This is a genomic window from Rhizomicrobium sp. (assembly GCA_037200385.1).
GTDB lineage: Bacteria > Pseudomonadota > Alphaproteobacteria > Micropepsales > Micropepsaceae > Rhizomicrobium.
Genome location: JBBCGL010000001.1, coordinates 271,869 through 289,987, shown reverse-complemented (window position 1 = coordinate 289,987; position 18,119 = coordinate 271,869). Strand labels below are relative to the sequence as shown.

General features: G+C 66.3%; 17 protein-coding genes and 1 riboswitch. Of the genes, 8 read left to right on the top strand and 9 right to left on the bottom strand.

Annotated features, from left to right (window positions below):
- Positions 1-279: 279 nt before the first annotated feature.
- The 3 genes from WDM91_01205 (at position 280) to WDM91_01195 (ending at position 4,636) form a co-directional block, all read left to right on the top strand.
- Complete coding sequence (locus WDM91_01205; protein MEI9993184.1) at positions 280-4,026, top strand: vitamin B12-dependent ribonucleotide reductase; 3,747 nt, start codon at positions 280-282, stop codon at positions 4,024-4,026.
- 139 nt (positions 4,027-4,165) lie between these two features.
- The gene (locus WDM91_01200; GenBank protein MEI9993183.1) at positions 4,166-4,351 is read left to right on the top strand and encodes a hypothetical protein; all 186 of its coding nucleotides are present in this window, start codon (positions 4,166-4,168) and stop codon (positions 4,349-4,351) included.
- 78 nt (positions 4,352-4,429) lie between these two features.
- A complete protein-coding gene (locus tag WDM91_01195) occupies positions 4,430-4,636 on the top strand; it encodes a KTSC domain-containing protein (GenBank protein MEI9993182.1) in 207 nt (68 codons plus the stop codon).
- A 569-nt stretch (positions 4,637-5,205) separates the two neighbouring features.
- Here WDM91_01195 and WDM91_01190 read toward each other — a convergent pair.
- Complete coding sequence (locus WDM91_01190; protein ID MEI9993181.1) at positions 5,206-5,646, bottom strand: hypothetical protein; 441 nt, start codon at positions 5,644-5,646, stop codon at positions 5,206-5,208.
- Between the two features lie 56 nt (positions 5,647-5,702).
- Positions 5,703-6,167 (bottom strand): DUF1203 domain-containing protein, encoded by a 465-nt coding sequence (locus WDM91_01185; protein ID MEI9993180.1) that lies wholly within the window; start codon positions 6,165-6,167, stop codon positions 5,703-5,705.
- Positions 6,168-6,285: 118 nt separating this feature from the next.
- Here WDM91_01185 and WDM91_01180 point away from each other — a divergent pair, with 118 nt between their 5' ends.
- The 3 genes from WDM91_01180 to WDM91_01170 all read left to right on the top strand — a co-directional run bounded on the left by WDM91_01180 (position 6,286) and on the right by WDM91_01170 (position 8,807).
- Entirely contained in the window at positions 6,286-6,741 is a 456-nt protein-coding gene (locus WDM91_01180) for a pentapeptide repeat-containing protein (protein ID MEI9993179.1), read from the top strand.
- Positions 6,742-6,837: 96 nt separating this feature from the next.
- Positions 6,838-7,647, top strand: a complete 810-nt coding sequence (locus WDM91_01175) for a phosphodiester glycosidase family protein (protein MEI9993178.1) — start codon at positions 6,838-6,840, stop codon at positions 7,645-7,647.
- Positions 7,647-8,807, top strand: a complete 1,161-nt coding sequence (locus WDM91_01170) for an acyltransferase (protein MEI9993177.1) — start codon at positions 7,647-7,649, stop codon at positions 8,805-8,807. Before WDM91_01175 ends, WDM91_01170 begins: the two co-directional genes overlap by 1 nt.
- A 2-nt stretch (positions 8,808-8,809) precedes the next feature.
- On the opposite strand, the gene gcvPB is transcribed toward WDM91_01170, so the two are convergent.
- The 6 genes from gcvPB to WDM91_01140 form a co-directional block, all read right to left on the bottom strand.
- Positions 8,810-10,378, bottom strand: a complete 1,569-nt coding sequence (gene gcvPB / locus WDM91_01165) for an aminomethyl-transferring glycine dehydrogenase subunit GcvPB (protein ID MEI9993176.1) — start codon at positions 10,376-10,378, stop codon at positions 8,810-8,812.
- A complete protein-coding gene (gene gcvPA / locus WDM91_01160; GenBank protein ID MEI9993175.1) occupies positions 10,378-11,721 on the bottom strand; it encodes an aminomethyl-transferring glycine dehydrogenase subunit GcvPA in 1,344 nt (447 codons plus the stop codon). The genes gcvPB and gcvPA overlap by 1 nt, the downstream gene beginning before the upstream one ends.
- A gap of 142 nt (positions 11,722-11,863) precedes the next feature.
- Positions 11,864-12,238, bottom strand: coding sequence for a glycine cleavage system protein GcvH (gene gcvH / locus WDM91_01155; protein ID MEI9993174.1), 375 nt, complete (start codon positions 12,236-12,238; stop codon positions 11,864-11,866).
- Positions 12,235-13,356 (bottom strand): glycine cleavage system aminomethyltransferase GcvT, encoded by a 1,122-nt coding sequence (gene gcvT / locus WDM91_01150; GenBank protein MEI9993173.1) that lies wholly within the window; start codon positions 13,354-13,356, stop codon positions 12,235-12,237. The genes gcvH and gcvT overlap by 4 nt, the downstream gene beginning before the upstream one ends.
- 175 nt (positions 13,357-13,531) lie before the next feature.
- Positions 13,532-13,654, bottom strand: a riboswitch (glycine riboswitch).
- A 106-nt stretch (positions 13,655-13,760) separates the two neighbouring features.
- Positions 13,761-15,524, bottom strand: a complete 1,764-nt coding sequence (argS, locus tag WDM91_01145; GenBank protein MEI9993172.1) for an arginine--tRNA ligase — start codon at positions 15,522-15,524, stop codon at positions 13,761-13,763.
- Positions 15,521-16,057 carry a hypothetical protein gene (locus tag WDM91_01140; protein ID MEI9993171.1) on the bottom strand — a complete coding sequence of 179 codons (537 nt, stop codon included), beginning with the start codon at positions 16,055-16,057 and terminating at the stop codon, positions 15,521-15,523. The genes argS and WDM91_01140 overlap by 4 nt, the downstream gene beginning before the upstream one ends.
- Before the next feature lie 107 nt (positions 16,058-16,164).
- On the opposite strand from WDM91_01140, the gene thrB reads away from it, so the two are divergent.
- Positions 16,165-17,124 (top strand): homoserine kinase, encoded by a 960-nt coding sequence (thrB, locus tag WDM91_01135; GenBank protein ID MEI9993170.1) that lies wholly within the window; start codon positions 16,165-16,167, stop codon positions 17,122-17,124.
- The gene (gene rnhA, locus WDM91_01130; protein MEI9993169.1) at positions 17,121-17,552 is read left to right on the top strand and encodes a ribonuclease HI; all 432 of its coding nucleotides are present in this window, start codon (positions 17,121-17,123) and stop codon (positions 17,550-17,552) included. The genes thrB and rnhA overlap by 4 nt, the downstream gene beginning before the upstream one ends.
- A gap of 42 nt (positions 17,553-17,594) precedes the next feature.
- Here the strand turns inward: rnhA and WDM91_01125 are convergent, their stop codons facing one another.
- Positions 17,595-18,077 (bottom strand): peroxiredoxin, encoded by a 483-nt coding sequence (locus WDM91_01125; protein ID MEI9993168.1) that lies wholly within the window; start codon positions 18,075-18,077, stop codon positions 17,595-17,597.
- Positions 18,078-18,119: the final 42 nt, after the last annotated feature.

Sequence of the window (18,119 nt, the reverse complement as noted above, 5' to 3'; positions counted from 1 at the left end):
CAGTATGTTTTCCGGCGCAAAAACGCGGTGTCACAGACCCACAACATATGGTGGGTAAGGTTTCGTTTACCACTTTCCCCTTGCGAGCGTTTTCGAACAGTGCCCATACTTAGGGCCTGTCGCTCCTCGCGACACCAAATCTGGCGGACAGTCATCCAACTCCCCGCCGCGGTTCCTGCCCTATCGGCAGGCGCCCGGCGAAAGGACAACTGTCCCCCGAACGGTGGCGCGGAAGCACAGGACACGGCAGCGACGACAGATTTAACGGGGATCAATTCCATGCGGATTCGGCGGCAGTTCACGGTTGAGGGTCGTTCTCCCTATGAGGGCATCGCGTTTCGCTCGGCAACCAGCGAGATCCGCAATCCCGACGGCTCGATCGTGTTCTCCCAGCACAATATCGACGTCCCCGAATCCTGGAGCCAGGTCGCGTGCGACGTGCTCGCGCAGAAATACTTCCGCAAGGCGGGCGTCCCGACGGCGCTGAAGCCCGTGCCGGAAGAGGGCGTGCCGGAGTTCCTCTGGAAGAAGACGGCGGACTCGACCGAGACCCGCGGCGAGAATTCCGCGACCGAAGTGTTCGACCGCCTGGCCGGCACCTGGGCCTATTGGGGCTGGAAGGGCGGCTATTTCGACTCCGAGGCCGATGCGAGCGCCTTCAAGGACGAGCTCAGCTACATGCTGGCGACGCAGATGGCGGCGCCGAACTCGCCGCAATGGTTCAACACCGGGCTGCACTGGGCCTATGGCATCGATGGCCCGAGCCAGGGCCACTACTATGTCGACCACAAGACGGGACGCCTGACGAAGTCCGCTTCGTCCTATGAGCATCCGCAGCCGCATGCCTGCTTCATCCAATCGGTCGCCGACGACCTGGTGAACGAAGGCGGCATCATGGACCTGTGGACGCGCGAGGCCCGCCTGTTCAAATACGGCTCGGGCACCGGCACGAACTTCTCGTCGCTGCGCGGCGAGAACGAGAAGCTGTCGGGCGGCGGCAAGTCGTCGGGCCTGATGAGCTTCCTCAAGATCGGCGACCGCGCCGCCGGCGCGATCAAGTCGGGCGGCACGACGCGCCGCGCCGCCAAGATGGTGATCGTCGACGTCGACCACCCCGACATCGAGGCCTTCATCGACTGGAAGGTGGTCGAGGAGCAGAAGGTCGCGGCGATGGTCGCGGGCTCCAAGCTCGCCGAGAAGCACCTCAAGCTCGTCATGAAGGCCTGCATCAACTGCCAGGGCTCGAACGACGACTGCTTCGACCCGAAGAAGAACCCGGCGTTGCGCCGCGAGATCAAGGCCGCGCGCAAGTCGATGATCCCAGACAACTACATCGAGCGCGTGATCTCGTTCGCCAAGCAGGGCTTCAAGGACATCGACTTCCGGGTCTACGACACCGACTGGGACTCGGAAGCCTATCTGACGGTGTCCGGCCAGAACTCGAACAATTCGGTGCGGGTGACGGACGAATTCCTGAACGCTGTGCTCGAAGACCAGGACTGGGACCTCACCTATCGCGGCAGCAACAAGATCGCCAAGACCATCAAGGCGCGCGAGCTGTGGGAGAAGATTTCCTACTCCGCCTGGGCCTGCGCCGATCCCGGCATCCAGTTCCACTCGACGATCAACGACTGGCACACCTGCCCGGCCGGCGGCGACATCCGCGCCTCCAATCCGTGCTCGGAATACATGTTCCTGGACGACACGGCCTGCAACCTCGCCTCGCTGAACCTGATGGCCTTCCGCAAGGAAGTCGACGGCGCCAAGGTGTTCGACACTCCGGCGTTCGAACATGGCTGCCGCCTGTGGACCGTCGTGCTGGAAATCTCGGTGCTGATGGCGCAATTCCCGTCCAAGGAGATCGCACAGCTCTCCTACGACTACCGCACGCTGGGTCTTGGCTTCGCCAATATCGGCGGCCTGCTGATGGCGGCCGGCATCTCCTATGACAGCCGCGAAGGCCGCGCGATCGCGGGCGCGATCAGCGCCGTGATGACCGGCGTCGCCTATGCGACCTCGGCCGAGATGGCCGGCGAGCTGGGACCGTTCCCGGAATACGCCAAGAACAAGGACGCGATGCTGCGGGTGATGCGCAACCATCGCCGCGCCGCCCATGGCGAGACCACGGGCTATGAAGGCCTCTCCACCCTGCCCGTCCCGCTCGATCTCGCGGCGGTGACGAACAAGGAGCTGGCCTTCGCGGCACAGCGCGCCTGGGACGACGCGGTGTCGCTCGGCGAAGGCTTCGGCTACCGCAACGCGCAGTCGACCGTGATTGCGCCCACCGGCACGATCGGCCTTGTGATGGATTGCGACACGACCGGCGTGGAGCCGGACTTCGCACTGGTGAAGTTCAAGAAGCTGGCCGGCGGCGGCTATTTCAAGATCATCAACCGCTGTGTGCCCGAGGCGCTGGCGACGCTGCAATACGGCCAGGGCCAGATCGACGACATCATCGGCTATGCGGTCGGCCATGCCACGCTGGAAGGCTATGGCGGCGCGATCAACCACGACTCGCTGCGCGCCAAGGGCTTCCGCGACGAGCAGATCAACGCCATCGAGGGCGCGCTGGAATCGGCGTTCGACATCCGCTTCGTGTTCAACAAATGGACGCTGGGGGTGCCGTTCTGCACCGACGTGCTGAAGCTCGAGGCGGCGGCGCTGGACGCGCCGGACTTCGATCTTCTCAAGGCGCTGGGGTTCAGCCGCGCCGACATCGACACCGCGAACCTGCATGTCTGCGGCGCGATGACGCTGGAAGGCGCGCCGCACATCAAGGAGCAGCATCTGGCGGTGTTCGACTGCGCCAATCCCTGCGGCCGCATCGGCCAGCGGGCACTGTCGGTCGACAGCCATATCGACATGATGGCGGCGGTGCAGCCCTTCATCTCGGGCGCGATCTCCAAGACTATCAACATGCCGAACAGCGCGACCGTCGAGGAATGCGGCGCGAGCTACATCAAATCGTGGCGCCTGGGGCTCAAGGCCAACGCGCTCTACCGCGACGGCTCCAAGCTCAGCCAGCCGCTGGCGAGCCAGGTGCTGCAGATCGACGACGAGGACGAAGACGAGGCGGTCGAGGTCTCCGCGGTGCAGCGCACCACCGTCGTCACCGAGCGGATCGTGGAGCGCATCGTCGAGCGGGTGCAGGCGCATGAGCGCGAGAAGCTGCCGCAGCGCCGCAAGGGCTATACCCAGAAGGCGATCGTCGGCGGGCACAAGGTCTATCTGCGCACCGGCGAGTATGAGGACGGCCGCATCGGCGAAATCTTCATCGACATGCACAAGGACGGCGCGGCGTTCCGCAGCCTGATGGACGCCTTCGCCATCGCGATCTCGATGGGCCTGCAATACGGCGTGCCGCTGGACGAGTTCGTGGATGCCTTCACCTTCACGCGCTTCGAGCCCGCCGGCATGGTGATCGGCAACGACTCGATCAAGAACGCGACGTCGATCCTCGACTACATCTTCCGCGAGCTGGCGGTGAGCTATCTGGGGCGCAACGACCTCGCGCATGTCCAGCCCGAGGGCGACGAGGATGTCGGCGTCGGCACGGATGAAGGCAACACCGAGGTCGTGCGCCGCGTGGTCTCGCCGGGCTTCGTGCGCGGCCGCATCCCGCGGACCATCGCGGTGGTGCGCGGCGGGGCGCAGCCCAAGGTGATGGAAGATCACGGCGTGCATACCCATCTCCACAGCGAGCAGCACGAAGTGGCGGAATTCCTCACCAGCGACGACGTCGTGCTGTCGGACGCGATGAGCGAGATCCGCGCCAGCGTGATGGCGGAAGCGGCCAACCCGGTCGGCGACCTGGTCGACGCGCTGGGCACCAAGCTGAAGGAGCGCGCCGAGACGGCGGCGAGCAAGGCCGGAAAGGCGCGCGAACTGCAGGCCAAGCGGGCGGCCGAGGCGCGGATGAAGGGCTATGAAGGCGATGCCTGCGGCGGCTGCGGGAATTTCACCCTGGTGCGCAACGGCACCTGCATGAAGTGCAACACCTGCGGCAGCACGAGCGGCTGCAGCTAGACCGGACACCTCGCGATGGGTGGGAAGGGGTGGGTGGCTCGCGCGCCCGCCCCTTCCGCTTTTTGGCATGCGCTTCACCTCCCCGCAGAGCGGGGAGGTGAAGCGGGAACGCGACTCAGGGAGGCAGCGTTAGACGGCCATGGCAAAGCAACTCGTTGAAGTGATCGACCGCGCCGGGCATGTCATCGACCGTTATACGGTCGACCTGCCGGACGCCGACTGCCACGACGTCGAATACGAGGAGTACGCGCTGATCCTCGCCGAAAAGTCGGGGCGGATCGAAGAGACCGAGATTCTGCATCTGCGGGCGCGTTGCGTGAAATGAGGCCTGGGGCGTTCCGCCAAGAACGGTCTAAACTTCCAGGCGGGCGGAGCGATCGCGTTCTTTGCGCGTTTCCGTTCCATGCCGTTCGTCGATTCCGCTGCCCTGAAATCCCTCTGGTACGACGAGAAGCGCCGGACGCTGCGCGCCACGTTCCGCGATACCGGCCGGACCTATGTCTACGAAGACGTTACGCCGGGCGAATATGACGCGCTGATCGGCGCCGGTTCGAAAGGCGCATGGTTCAACGCCCATATCCGCAACAATCACGCTTTCCACGAAGCTTGAACCGGTCGGGCGCCGGCGAAATTTCCTGTCGCCTCCGGCATAGGAAATTGCGCATCGCGTCTGATTCGCTTTGCTGTGGAAAACTGATTCGCGACGCTCGACTCGACGCCGTTTCGCGCGCAATCTTTTCTCGCGTCTGGGGCACCCGCGCACACGGGAAAAAGCCCAAGGCACCTGAAATGGTGACCGGCGCACACCTTGCACCGTCCGGTGAGGGCTCGAGCTCGAAACGGCACGGAGTGCGGCAAGGGCCGCGGAGCGGGTTCTAGAACCCCGACGTGGACCGGGAATCCAGGGACCGGCGGTGAAACCGGTCAAGCTGGGCGCGAGAGGCGGAACCTTAAGGCCGCGCGAGCGTGATGCCGAGACGTCCAACGAAAGGCGGACGGGAGGCGTCGAAAAAGATCGCACAGGTCCTGCGCGGGACGGCGCCGCAAGCGCCGAAACAGACAGGGTAGCCAGTGTGCTGACCGTGGACGGAGGCCATCGCGAGGGGCCTCCGTTTGCGTTTGTGGGCGACGGCGTTGCGGACCTGCTCTGCCCGTGCTCGGGCGCAGATGCCTATCGCCCTACAGTCCCGGAGCGTCGGCGTGCTGGCAGGTGCTGGTATCAGCCGGCTTGTCGACCAGCTTGGGGGTCGTGGTGTCCCGCCGCTGGTCGCCGAAGCTCTCCTTGCGGATCTGCAGCTCGACATATTTCGCATCGCCGAGCGCGACGTCGACATCCAGCTTTGTGGTGCTCAGCGTGGCGAGCTTGTAGCTGCCGGGCGGCAGGTCGAAATACTCGCAGCTGCCGGGCGCGACGCTGTTGGACGACCAGGCGCCGTTCAGCGAGAGCTGGCTCGGGAAGGTCGCGCGCGGATCCTGCGGATAAGCGATGTAGACGCGGCCCGTCGTGGCGGGCGCCACGGCTGGGGCCGCCACGGCGGGCGGCGGTGCATCCTGGGCCAGCGCGGGCGCCGAAACCAAAGCCGCGCCCAGCAGCGCGGCGGCGATCCTGATCCTGTCCATCTCGTCCTCCGGTGTCCGGCCCATCCTGCGACGGCGCGGCAGGGCGGGCAACAGGTTCAGGCGCGATCGACCCGGCAGGAAAAGCAGCCGCGCCGGGCGAAGTGGACGTGGATATAGCCAACGGCCGGATCGGCGAAGAACCGCCCGAACAGCGGCCGCGGATCGCTGTCGGCGATGTCGGCATCGGTCATATGGCCGTCCGCATCATAGGCGCGAACCGAAAGCAGCCGGCCGGCGAACGCCGGCGGCAACGCATCGATACGATCGAACGTCTCCCGCTCACCCTCGCGGACGAAAATCGGGCCGGAGCCGCGATAGGGCGAATTGGGCGCGTGATGCACAAAGGACAGCAGCAACACCGTCTCGCCGGGCTCGGCATCTTCGAGCGTGACGCGGCATGGCGCGCTGCGCGGCGCATCGACGGTCACGCGCCGCATGCCGCGTTCGGCCAGGGCAGCGGCGTCCAGGGCGAACAAGGCGGCGAACGGGGCAGCGGACAGGCCGCGGATCTGGAAGGACATGGCGTTTCTCCGGCGTGAACGCAGGCAATCTGGCGGCCCGGGCCGCGGGAAACGACCCGGTTCTTGCGGCACGGCGATTGCGAGATGAGGGGACAGAGTTTCACTTTGGGACATGCCCGTGCTCCGGTTCCTCGCCGCCCTCCTCGCCCTGCTGGCCGCCGCAGCCGCACCGGCCCTTGCCGCCGACTACGACTCCGCCGCCGTAGCGCGGCTTCATGCGGGGATCGTCGACTGCCCCGGCTGCAATCTGCAGGGCGCCGACCTGACCAATACCTGCGTCAAGGCGAAGGATCTCCACGGTGCCGATTTCGACGGCGCCAACGCGGTGCTGATGTGCATGTCCTTCGCGAATTTCACCGGCGCGACCTTCCGCGGCACCGACCTGTCGGGCGCCAATCTCGCCCATGCGACGGTCGACGGCGCCGATTTTTCCGGCGCGGTGATGGACATCACCTCGCTCAAGGGCACCGATCTCTCGAAAGCCGTCGGCCTGACCCAGAAACAGCTCGACCAGGCCTGCGGCGATGCGGACACGCGCGCCCCTGCCGGCCTGACGGTGCATCTCTGCACCTGACCCGTTCACCGTCTCCTCCTAGGGACACCTTGGCCCCGTCCGCGGATGTACCGGATGGGGCTTTCTTTTGCGCCCGCCGCGGTCATGATCGCAGGCATGCGGAGGGGATTCCTCGTTCTGGCCGTCGCGGTCCTGTGGTGCAGCCGCGCCGAAGCCGCGCCTTGCGAACGGCGCGTGTTCGAAGGCAGCGCCTTCACCCTCTGCGCCTTCGACTCCCGGCGGGATGAGCTGCGGCTGGTCTGGACGGGCGCGGCGGGCGGCGCGCTGCGCAGCTTCGCGCGGCTGGCCGATGCGCTCGGGCCGGACGCCAGGCGCGTCCGCTTCGCGATGAATGCGGGGATGTTCGAGGAAAGCGGCATGCCGCTCGGCCTGTTCGTCGAGCGCGGCGTCGTGCGGCGGCCGCTCAACACGCGCAGCGGCGGCGGCAATTTCTACCTCAAGCCGAACGGCGTCTTCCTGCTGGCGCGCGATGGACAGGTGCGGGTGGAGACGAGCGATGCCCTCACCGCCGAGTCCACGCCGCCCCTCTATGCAACGCAGTCCGGACCGATGCTGGTGATCGACGGGGCGTTCAACCCGCAGATCACGGCGGACGGCCCGTCGCGCAAGATCCGCAACGGCGTCGGCATGCGCGGCGCGCACACCGCGGTGTTCGCGATCAGCGAGGAGCCGGTGTCGTTCGGGCGGCTGGCGCGGCTGTTCCGCGATGCGCTGGGCTGCCGCAATGCGCTCTATCTCGATGGCACCATCTCGAGCGCCTGGATCCCGGCGCTCGCGCGGCAGGATGCCGCCGCGCCGCTGGGTCCGATGGTGGTCGTTCTGGGCGGGCCCGCCGAAGCGCCCCCGCCCGACCCGGTGCCGGCACCACGGGTGAGGCACCTGCCGCATCACAAGCGGGCAAGCTAGTGCCGGCCGAGCAGCCTGTGGAGGGTCTACGCCCGACTGGCTATCTGAACGCCTTCCGCGGGCTTGCCGCGTTCTGGGTGTTGACCGCGCACTGCATGATTTGGGGCGGCTGGCATGGGCCGATCATCGATCCCAAAATGGCGGTGGATTTGTTCATGGTGCTGTCGGGCTTTCTTATGGCGCTGACCGTGTCCGAGCGGCAGTCCTTCGAGTCCGTTCATTCCGCGCGGACCTGGATCGAATTCTACGTCCGTCGCCTCTTCCGCATCGCGCCGGCGTATTATGTCGTGCTTCTGGCCGTCGTTGTGCTCGCCGTGCCGTTCCTTGCCGGATACGAGACATTGCGCGAACTCGATCCCGCGCGATGGCTTCATGAAACCGCCCATGATCCGAGAACGATAACCTACAATCTGCCGAATTTGGCGATGCATGTTTCTTTTCTGTTCGGCCTGTTCCCGGCCTATGCGAACTCCACGCAGCTTCCGGACTGGAGCCTCGGTCTCGAAATGCAGTTCTATGCCGTCTTCCCGGCGATATTCCTGCTCGTCCGACGCTATCAGGCAGCGGTCGCGTGCAGCGCGCTCATACTCGCATGCTATTTGCTGACCGCCGCCGTCCATCGGTTGCTATCAGTCGCGCATCTGCCGCAATTCACCGAGCCGTCGCTGCTGGTTTTCAAGCTTCCCGTATTCCTCATCGGCGTGTTGATCTATGAGGCGGCATGCATGCCGCAAACGAAACGCTGGCAAATCCTGCTCTGCATCGTTTTTGCGGCCCTCCAATTCCGCGAATATGGCGTCTGGAGCGCCGCGATCCTCGGACTCGTCTGGTGCGTATACATCCTTTGGACGGATACAAGGCTAAGACGGCTTGCCGAGAGGCTGGACAATCGTCTCACCCGGTTCATGAGCGATGCGTCCTATTCGGTATATCTTCTGCACGGACTGTTTCTCGCGCTTGTCGGCTCGCGCATCGATACCTATCTGCACGCGCAGCACTGGGCCCAGGGGGCGGTTGTCTTCGTCATATGGGTTTCGGTCCTGCTGACGAGCTACGCTTCGGCGGGTATCCTCTACAGATATGTCGAGCGGCCCGGAGTCCGCCTGGGCCGCATTGTGGAAAACCGCCTCCGACGAGCGCCACGCGAGATGATCGCTTAAGCCTACTCCGCCGCCTGCGGCAGGTCCTTCTTCTTCCAGCGCAGCACCGGCTTGCGGGCCGCCGCGGTCTCGTCGAGGCGGCGGCGAGGGGCGAGGCGCGGGGCGCCTTCGAAGCGCGCGGTCTTCTTGTCCCTGGCCTCCAGCGCCAGCTCGCGCAGGACGTGGATGAAGCGGTCGAGCGATTCCTTGGACTCGGACTCCGTCGGCTCGATCAGCATGGCGCCGTGGACCACCAGCGGGAAATACATGGTCATCGGGTGATAGCCCTCGTCGATCATCGCCTTGGCGAAGTCGAGCGTGGTGACGCCGGTGCCGTCGAGGAAATGATCGTCGAACAGCGCTTCGTGCATGCAGGGGCCGTCGCCGAAGGGGGCGCTCATCACGTCCTTCAGGCTGGCGAGGATGTAATTGGCGGAGAGCACCGCGTCTTCCGAGGCCTGGCGCACGCCGTCGCGGCCGTGGCTGAGCATGTAGCTGAGCGCACGCACGAACATGCCCATCTGGCCGTGGAAGGCGCTCATGCGGCCGAAGGGCTTGGCGCCTTCGGGCAGTTCGTCGCGGTCTTCGATCAGGCGGAAGCCCTTGTCGTCGTGGACCAGGAGCGGCAGCGGGGCGAATGGCGCCAGCGCGGCGGAGAGCACGACCGGCCCTGCCCCCGGACCGCCGCCGCCGTGGGGCGTCGAGAAGGTCTTGTGCAGGTTGATGTGCATCGCGTCGATGCCGAGATCGCCTGGGCGGACGCGGCCGGCGATGGCGTTGAAGTTGGCGCCGTCGCAATAGAAATAGGCGCCCGCCTTGTGCGTGGCGTCGGCCATGTGGCGGATGTCGCGCTCGAACAGGCCGCAGGTGTTCGGGTTGGTGAGCATGATGGCGGCGACGTCGGGGCCGAGCTTGCCTTCGAGTTCCGCCATATCGACGCGGCCGTCGGCGGTGCCTTTCACCTCGTCGATGGTGAAGCCGGCGAAGGCCGCGGTGGCGGGGTTGGTGCCGTGGGCGGATTCGGGGACCAGGATGCGCTTGCGGGTCTCGCCGCGGGCTTCGATAGCGGCGCGGATGGCAAGAAGACCGCAAAGCTCGCCATGGGCGCCGGCCTTCGGGCTCATCGCCACCGCCGGCATTCCCGTGAGCGTGGTGAGCCATTTCATCAGGTCGGAGATGAGCTGCAGCGCGCCCTGGGTGGTCGATTGCGGCGCCAGCGGGTGCAGGTCGCCGAAGCCGGGCAGCCGCGCCATCTTCTCGTTGAGGCGCGGGTTGTGCTTCATCGTGCAGGAGCCGAGCGGGTAGAGGCCGCTGTCGATGGCGTAGTTCATCCGGCTGAGGCGTACGTAATGGCGGATCACCTCGGGCTCGGAGAGGCCCGGCAGGCCTATTGCGCCCTTGCGGCGCTGGCCCGCGAGACGGGTCTCGGAGAGCTGGACGTCCGGCAGGTCGACACCGGCATGGCCGTCGCGGCCGATCTCGAAGATCAGCGGCTCTTCATGGTCGAGGCCGCGGTCGCCGGAGATGGTCGGCAGCTCGTTCGTCTCGATGGTGCCGGGCGCCGTGGGGCGGCCCTGGTTGTTCATGGTCATCAGAGGATCTCCCCGAGCGCGGTGGCCAGCGCGTCGGCGTCTTCGTCGGTGGTGGTTTCGGTGGCGGCGACGATCAGCAGGTCGCGCAAATGCTCGTCATGCGGCAGCAGGCGCGAGGCGGGGACGCCGGCGAGGATGCCCTTGGCGGCGAGCGTGTCGACGACCTCCGCAGCAGGCTTGCTCAGCTCGATCGTGAACTCGTTGAAGAAGCTGGGCGTGACGAGGCTGACGCCCTTCACCTGCGCGAGCTTGTCGGCCAGCGCCGAGGCCTTGGCGTGGTTGAGGCGGGCGAGGCGGGTCAGGCCCTCCTCCCCCAGCAGCGAGAGATGGATGGTGAAGGCGAGGCAGCACAGGCCGGAGTTCGTGCAGATATTGCTCGTCGCCTTTTCGCGGCGGATGTGCTGCTCGCGCGTGGAGAGCGTGAGGACGTAGCCGCGCTTGCCGCTCGCATCGACCGTCTCGCCGGTGAGGCGGCCGGGCATCTGGCGCAGGAACTTCTCGCGGGTGGCGAAGAGGCCGACATAGGGGCCGCCGAAATTGAGGCCGTTGCCGATGGACTGGCCTTCGCAGGCGACGATGTCGGCGTCCTGGAAGCCAGGGGCTTCGAGCAGGCCGAGCGAGACGACTTCGGTGACCACCGCGATCAGCAGCGCGCCCTTGGCATGGGCGATAGCGGCGACGGATTTGAGGTCGCGGATCAGGCCGAAGACGTCGGGGCTCTGAACCACGACGCAGGCGGTGTCGCTGTCGATCAGCGATGCGAGATCTTCGGCCTTGCCGGGTGTCACAGGGGCGCGCTGCACCTGGCCGGAGAGCGCGGCGACGGTCTCCACCGTCTCGGCATAGTGCGGGTGCAGGCCGCCGGAGAGGATCGCCTTGGGGCGGCGCGTGATGCGCTGCGCCATCAGCACCGCCTCGGCGGTGGCGGTCGAGCCGTCATAGAGCGAGGCGTTGGCGACCTCCATGCCGGTGAGGAGCGCCACCTGGGTCTGGAATTCGAACATGTATTGCAGCGTGCCCTGCGCGATCTCGGGCTGGTAGGGCGTGTAGCTGGTGAGAAATTCCGAGCGCTGGATCAGATGATCGACGGCGGCGGGGACGTGGTGCTTGTAGGCGCCGGCGCCGCAGAAGAACGGCGCCGCGCCGGCGGCGGTGTTCTTCGCGGCCAGGCGGGTGAGCGCGCGGTCGACCTCGAGCTCGCCCTTGGTGTCGGGGAGGTCGAAGGCGGAGAGCGGGACGACAGCGGCGGACGGTACGTCCTTGAACAGGTCGTCGACGGCGGGGACGCCGATCTTCGACAGCATGGCGGTGCGGTCGGCGGTGGTGAGGGGGTGGTAACGCATTCTACGTTTCTACTCTCTGCGGAAGATCGATCTCAGCTTGCTTTCCCTTTCGTCATGGCCGGCCTCGTGCCGGCCACCCATGATCTCCGTGCTGCATGGGTGATCATGGGTCGCCGGGACAAGCCCGGCGATGACGATAAAATTAAAGCCCCTTCACGAATTCCTCGTACTGCGCGGCCGTCATCAGCTTCTCGACTTCGCCCTTGTCCGCGAGCTTCAGCTTGAAGAACCACGCTTCGCCTTCGGGGTCGGCGTTCACCTGCGCGGGGTCGGCGGTGAGGGCTTCGTTGTTGCCGGTCACCTCGCCGCTGACCGGCGAGTAGACGTCGGAGGCGGCCTTCACGCTCTCGACCACCGCGGCCTCGCCGCCGGCGCCGATCTTGCGGCCGGTCTCGGGAAGCTCGACGAACACCACGTCGCCGAGCTGCTCGGCGGCGTATTTGGTGATGCCGATGGTGGCCTCGTCGCCGTCGACGCGGACCCATTCGTGCTGATCGGTGTAACGGACGTCGGTCATAGGGCTCTCCGGTAGCGATGGGGAACGAAAGGCATGGGGACGACTTTGGCGGGAAGCGGCTTGCCGCGGACGATGAGGTCGAGCTCGGTGCCGTCGGTCGCCAGCGCGCTATCGACATAGCCCATGGCGACGGGCGCGTTCAGCGTGGGGCCGAAGCCGCCGGACGTGATCTTGCCGACGATCTTGCCGGACTTGTCCGCGATCTCGGTGCCTTCGCGGGCCGGGGCGCGGCCGTCGGGGCGGATGCCGACGCGCCTGCGCTCCGTGCCGTTGAACACGCGGTCCATGATCTTTTCGGCGGCGGGGAAATCCTTGTCCATCTTGCGGCGCTTGGCGATGGACCAGACGAGATTGGCTTCCGCCGGATCGGTGGTCTCATCGATATCGTGGCCGTAAAGGCAGAGACCCGCCTCGAGGCGCAGGGAGTCGCGGGCACCGAGACCGATGGGCAGGACTTCGGGTTCGCCGAGCAGCGCGCGCGCGACGCGTTCGGCATGGATCGCCTCGATGGAGATCTCGAAGCCGTCCTCGCCGGTGTAGCCCGAGCGGCTGACGATCGCCGGCGCGCCGGCGACGAGGCAGCGGACGACCTTCATGAAGGTGAGCTTGTCGATGCCATGGCTGTGGCGCTCCAGCACCGCGCCGGCGGCGGGGCCTTGCAGCGCGAGCAACGCGCGGTCGGGGCGCCGCTCCAGCACGGCGATGCCGTCGAGCTTTTCGGCGATGTAAGCGAAGTCGCCGTCCTTGGTGCCGGCGTTGACGACGAGATAGAGCGCATCCTCGCCGATGAGGCGCGAGAACATGAAATCGTCCTTGATGGTGCCCGCGTCGTTGAGCAGCAGGCCGTAGCGCTGCAGGCCGGGCTTGAGGCCCGCGACGTCGGCAGGCGTCAGGCGCTCCAGCGCCTTGGCCGGATCGGCGCCGGAGAGAAAGGCCTGGCCCATATGCGAGACGTCGAACAGGCCGGCCTTCTCGCGGGTGTGCAGGTGCTCCTTCAGGATGCCGGACGGATACTGAACCGGCATGTCGTAGCCGGAGAACGGCACCATCTTGGCGCCGAGCTCGACATGCAGCGCATGCAGCGGCGTCTGAAGCAGGACTTCGGTCGGATCGGCCATGAAAGGTCCGTGTACAGAGAGTTGCGACGGCGCATGCCGCTTCCACGCGGACCACGCGCCCCTCTGTCATGGGACCTGAGAGATTTCCCCGGCATCAGGCCAGAGCCTTGCGCCGGGTTACCCCTTCGGTGGGCGCAACCCACTAGGTTTGGGGGGCGCCACTTTCCAGATGTTCATACCCTTCGCGGTCCGTTTGCCTGAGAGTTTCCGGGGCGGTTGCTCCTTCGGCCTACGCCCTTTGGGCTTCGGCCGACGGGTCGGCCTTCGAAGCTGGGCATATGTCTCCCGCGAGGGATCGAATGTATGGCCGTTGCCGCGCGCCCCAAGGCGGGCGGCAACGTTGCAATGCATCATAAGGAGGGTCGGCAGCGAGTCAACGAAATGCGCCCGCGCCGCGCATTTGCTCACATTCTTTCCGGAACTTCGATGCCGAGGAGCGCCAAAACCTTTATCAGGACGTCGAGCGTGAGCTTGCCCAAGCCCAGGCGCGCGGCGCGGACCTCCGCGTCCGCTTCGGACAGGATGTGATGCTCGGCATAGAAGCGGCTGTAGCGCTGGGCGAGGTCGAAAGCGTATTCGCACAGCACGTTCGGCGCCCTGGCCTTCTCGGCCGCGGCCATCGCGTCGGGCAGCGCGAGGAGCTGGAGGAACAGGTTGCGCTCCTCGACCGAGCGGATCGCGGGCCGGCCCACTGCAAAGCCCTGCTCGGCCGCGCGGCGCAGGATCGACTGGATGCGGACCGCGGCATATTGCAGATAGGGACCGGTCTTGCCCTCGAATTTCGAGAAGCGCTCGATGTCGAAGATATAGTCGGTCAGGCGCCAGTTCGAGAGGTCGGCGAATTTCAGCGTGGCGACACCGACCTTGCGCGCGATGTCGGCGCGCTCCTCGGCCGGATAGTCGGCGCCGATGCCGGCTTCCTCAAGGCGCTTCTCCGCCTCAGCCGTCACCATCGCGATGAGGTCGAACAGCTTCATCACGCCGCCGGCGCGGGTCTTGAAGGGCTTGCCGTCGGTGCCGTTCATCGTGCCGAAGCCGGCATGTTCGAGCACGGCCTTGCCCGCGATGCCGGCCTTCTCCGCGGCGCGGAAGACCTGCTCGAAATGCAGATGCTGGCGCTGGTCGACGACATAAAGGATGAGATCGGGGTCCTGCGCCCGCACGCGGTCGATGATGGTCGCGAGGTCGGTCGTGCCGTACAGCACCGCGCCGTCCTGCTTGACCAGGATCAGCGGCGGCATCGCCTTCTTGTCGGTGTTGCGCTCGACGGGAATGACCACGGCGCCTTCGCTTTCGATCGCGATTTGCCGCGCCTTCAGGTCTTCGACCATGGGGACGGTGATGGGATCGACGCTGGCTTCGCCCTTCCACAGATCGAAATGGACGCCGAGGCTGCCGTATTCGCGGTCGAGGCCGACCTTCGAGACCTCGAAGAAGTGTTTCCACAACGCGCGGTAGCCGGGCCGGCCGGCCTGGAGCTCGGCGGTCGCCTGGCGCGCTTCGGCGAGACGCGTCTCGTCGGCCTTGCAGGCGGCGGAGGCGGCCGGATAGAGCTCCTCCAGGTCGTCCATCGTGACGGGCGACGCGTCCGGATAGGGACCGGTGAAGCCGGCGTCGAAATAGACCGGCGCGATGCCGCGATGCGCGATCTCCGAAATCAGCTGACCCATCTGCAGGCCCCAATCGCCCAGATGGATGTCGCTGGTCACCGTCCAGCCATTGGCGCGATAGAGCCGCTGCAGGCTGTCGCCGATGATCGCAGAGCGCAGATGCCCGACATGCATCGGCTTGGCGATGTTCGCCCCGCCGAAGTCGAGCACGACCGCCTTGCCGGCGCCGGTGTCCGGCGCGCCGAGTTCCGGATCGTCGGCCAGTGCCTGGCCGCGCGCGACCAGCGCCGCGTCGGTGAGATCGAGATTGATGAAGCCGGGACCGGCGATCTCGACCTTGGCGAAGAGCGGATCGGCTTTCAGCCGCGCCGCCACCGTCTCGGCGACGGCGCGCGGATTGGTCTTCGCGAGCTTGGCGGCGGCGAGCGCGCCATTGCACTGGAATTGCGCGAGGTCGGCGCGGTCGGAACGCTGCACCTGGCCGAAGCCCGGCGAAAGCCCTTCGGCCGCGAACGCCGCTCCCGCGATCGCGCTCAGCTCGGCCAGCAGCGCGGTCATGGGGCGTAGTGCCCGCCATTGCTGTAGTTGAGCTGCTCCCCCGTAAGCTGGAGGCCGACCAGCAGGCCGTACTGATACGCCTTCTTGCCGTTGTCGAACTTTATCGTCATCGAAGGGACGGTCTCGGTGAAGGTCAGGCTGGTCTGGCCCGGCTGGAAGTCGAAGGCGGTCGCCAGGATCTTCTTGGTCGTCACGCTGGTCCCGTCGAAGGTCGCGGCCAGGAAATAAGGCGCGGTGAAATGCCCCTCTTCGCCGCTCGGCGGACGCGTGGCGCGGAAGGTGATCTGAACCTGGGAATCGGTGATGCCTTCGTCGCGGTCGACGGAGCAGGACTCGTTCACCTGGATGATCCGGATGTCGTAGAGCTCGCCGGACGGATCGCCCTGCATGCCCGGCTTGAACTGGGTCAGCTGCGAGGTGCTGGCGAGGATGCTGGCATGCGGGCACAGCACGCGGTCCTTCGCCGATTGGCAGGCGGACAGGAGCAGGACCGGCAGGACGCCGCAAAGGGCGATATGCGTGAATGCCTTCATGTCGGTAACGGCCTACCTTCGCTTGACTTTTCCGGGGCTGCGGCCGACTTCTCGTCGCGCCGCGAACGCGCCGGACAATAGCCAAGCGGACGCGTCAGGGGAAGCTTATGGCGGTCTATACCGATGTGTCCTTCGAGGAGCTGGAAGCCCTGCTCCACGACTATGACGTGGGCACGCCGCTGAGCTTCAAGGGCATCGCCGAGGGCGTCGAGAACTCCAATTTCTACCTGCAGACCGAGCGCGGCGGCTATTTCCTCACCCTTTACGAGAAGCGGGTGCAGGAGCGCGATCTGCCGTTCTTCCTGGGGTTGATGGAGCATCTGGCCGGGCGCGGCATCGCCTGCCCGCAGCCGGTCCGTCGCCGCGACGGAGGGCAGTGGAGCGTGGTGGCCGGGCGGCCCGCCGCACTGGTGACGTTCCTGAACGGCTTGTCCTTGCGGCGGCCGGACGTCGCGCATTGCGCCGCAGCCGGCGAGGCGCTGGCACGGCTGCACGCGGCCGGCCAAGGTTTCGCGATCCGCCGACCGAACGCGCTCGGACCCTCGGGCTGGGGCGATCTGGTCGCGAAGACCGCGGCGGACGCCGACGGCATCGAGCCGGGCCTGGGCGCGCTGATCGCCGACAGCCATCGGGTCTTGCTCGGCGCCTGGCCGCAGGGCCTGCCCGAAGGGGTGATCCACGCCGACCTGTTTCCCGACAATGTGCTGTTCATGAACACGACCGTGTCGGGACTGATCGATTTCTATTTCGCCTGCGACGACGCCTATGCCTATGACCTCGCGATCGCACTGAACGCCTGGTGCTTCGAGAGCGACGGCGCCTACAACGTCACCAAGGGCAAGGCGCTGATCGCGGGCTATCGCGCGCGGCGCGCCTTGGCGGCGGCGGAGATCGAGGCGCTGCCGGTGCTGGCGGCGGGTGCGGCGCTGCGCTTCCTGCTGACGCGGCTCTACGACCGGATCAACCACGACCCCAATGCGCTGGTGCGGCCGAAGGAGCCGCGCGACTTCTCGCGCCGGCTGCGTTTCCATCGCCAGGTGAAGACCGCTTCGGAGTACGGATTGTGAGCAAGCCTGCGGTCGAGATGTTCACGGACGGCGCCTGCTCGGGCAATCCGGGACCGGGCGGCTGGGGCGCCATCCTGCGCGCCGGTGCGAACGAGAAGGAATTGTCGGGCGGCGAGCGCGCCACGACCAACAACCGCATGGAGATGATGGCGGTGATCCAGGGACTGGCGGCGCTCAAGACGCCGTCGGCGGTCACGATCTACACGGACTCGCGCTATGTGCTAGACGGCGCCAGCAAGTGGCTGAAGAACTGGAAGCGCAACGGCTGGAAGACGGCGGACAAGAAGCCGGTGAAGAACGACGATCTGTGGCGGCTGCTGGAGGTCGAGATGGCGCGGCACGAGATCAAATGGACATGGGTCCGCGGCCATGACGGGCATGTCGAGAACGAGCGCGCGGATGCGCTGGCGAGAGGGGCGATTCCTTGAATTTTCCTCCCCCGTGTTTACGGGGGAGGAAAACATTGGCGGTTAAAGCTGCTTCAGCACATGCTCGGCGCTCGACACTTCGAAGGCGCCGGGCTCTTCGACGTTGAGCTCTTTCACCACGCCGTTGTCGACGATCATGGCGTAGCGCTGGCTGCGCTTGCCCATGCCGAAGCGGCTGCCGTCCATCTCGAGGCCGACCGCGCGGGTGAAGTCGCCATTGCCGTCCGCGAGCATGCGGACCTTGCCGTCCGACTTCTGGTCCTTGCCCCAGGCGCCCATCACGAAGGCGTCGTTGACGGAGACGCAGGCGATCTCGTCGATCCCCTTGGCCTTCAGCGCGTCGAAATTGGCGACGAAGCCGGGCACGTGCTTGGCCGAGCAGGTCGGCGTGAAGGCGCCGGGGAGCGCGAACACCACGACCTTCTTGCCGGCGAACAGATCGTCGGTCTTGACCGGCTTGGGGCCGCCGTCCTGCATCTCCATCAGGGTTGCGGAAGGAACCTTGTCGCCGACATGGATGGTCATGGATATCTCCTGAATTCCGGGTAAGGGGCGGTGGGTTTTAGC

Coding starts and splice junctions, on each gene's coding strand:
- WDM91_01140 (MEI9993171.1), bottom strand. CDS start 16,057: ATGAAGGCATTCACGCATATCGCCCTTTGCGGCGTCCTGCCGGTCCTG.
- WDM91_01190 (MEI9993181.1), bottom strand. CDS start 5,646: ATGGACAGGATCAGGATCGCCGCCGCGCTGCTGGGCGCGGCTTTGGTT.
- gcvPA (MEI9993175.1), bottom strand. CDS start 11,721: ATGCGTTACCACCCCCTCACCACCGCCGACCGCACCGCCATGCTGTCG.
- gcvPB (MEI9993176.1), bottom strand. CDS start 10,378: ATGACCATGAACAACCAGGGCCGCCCCACGGCGCCCGGCACCATCGAG.
- argS (MEI9993172.1), bottom strand. CDS start 15,524: ATGACCGCGCTGCTGGCCGAGCTGAGCGCGATCGCGGGAGCGGCGTTC.
- WDM91_01125 (MEI9993168.1), bottom strand. CDS start 18,077: ATGACCATCCATGTCGGCGACAAGGTTCCTTCCGCAACCCTGATGGAG.
- thrB (MEI9993170.1), top strand. CDS start 16,165: ATGGCGGTCTATACCGATGTGTCCTTCGAGGAGCTGGAAGCCCTGCTC.
- WDM91_01185 (MEI9993180.1), bottom strand. CDS start 6,167: ATGTCCTTCCAGATCCGCGGCCTGTCCGCTGCCCCGTTCGCCGCCTTG.
- WDM91_01175 (MEI9993178.1), top strand. CDS start 6,838: ATGCGGAGGGGATTCCTCGTTCTGGCCGTCGCGGTCCTGTGGTGCAGC.
- WDM91_01200 (MEI9993183.1), top strand. CDS start 4,166: ATGGCAAAGCAACTCGTTGAAGTGATCGACCGCGCCGGGCATGTCATC.
- gcvT (MEI9993173.1), bottom strand. CDS start 13,356: ATGGCCGATCCGACCGAAGTCCTGCTTCAGACGCCGCTGCATGCGCTG.
- WDM91_01195 (MEI9993182.1), top strand. CDS start 4,430: ATGCCGTTCGTCGATTCCGCTGCCCTGAAATCCCTCTGGTACGACGAG.
- gcvH (MEI9993174.1), bottom strand. CDS start 12,238: ATGACCGACGTCCGTTACACCGATCAGCACGAATGGGTCCGCGTCGAC.
- WDM91_01205 (MEI9993184.1), top strand. CDS start 280: ATGCGGATTCGGCGGCAGTTCACGGTTGAGGGTCGTTCTCCCTATGAG.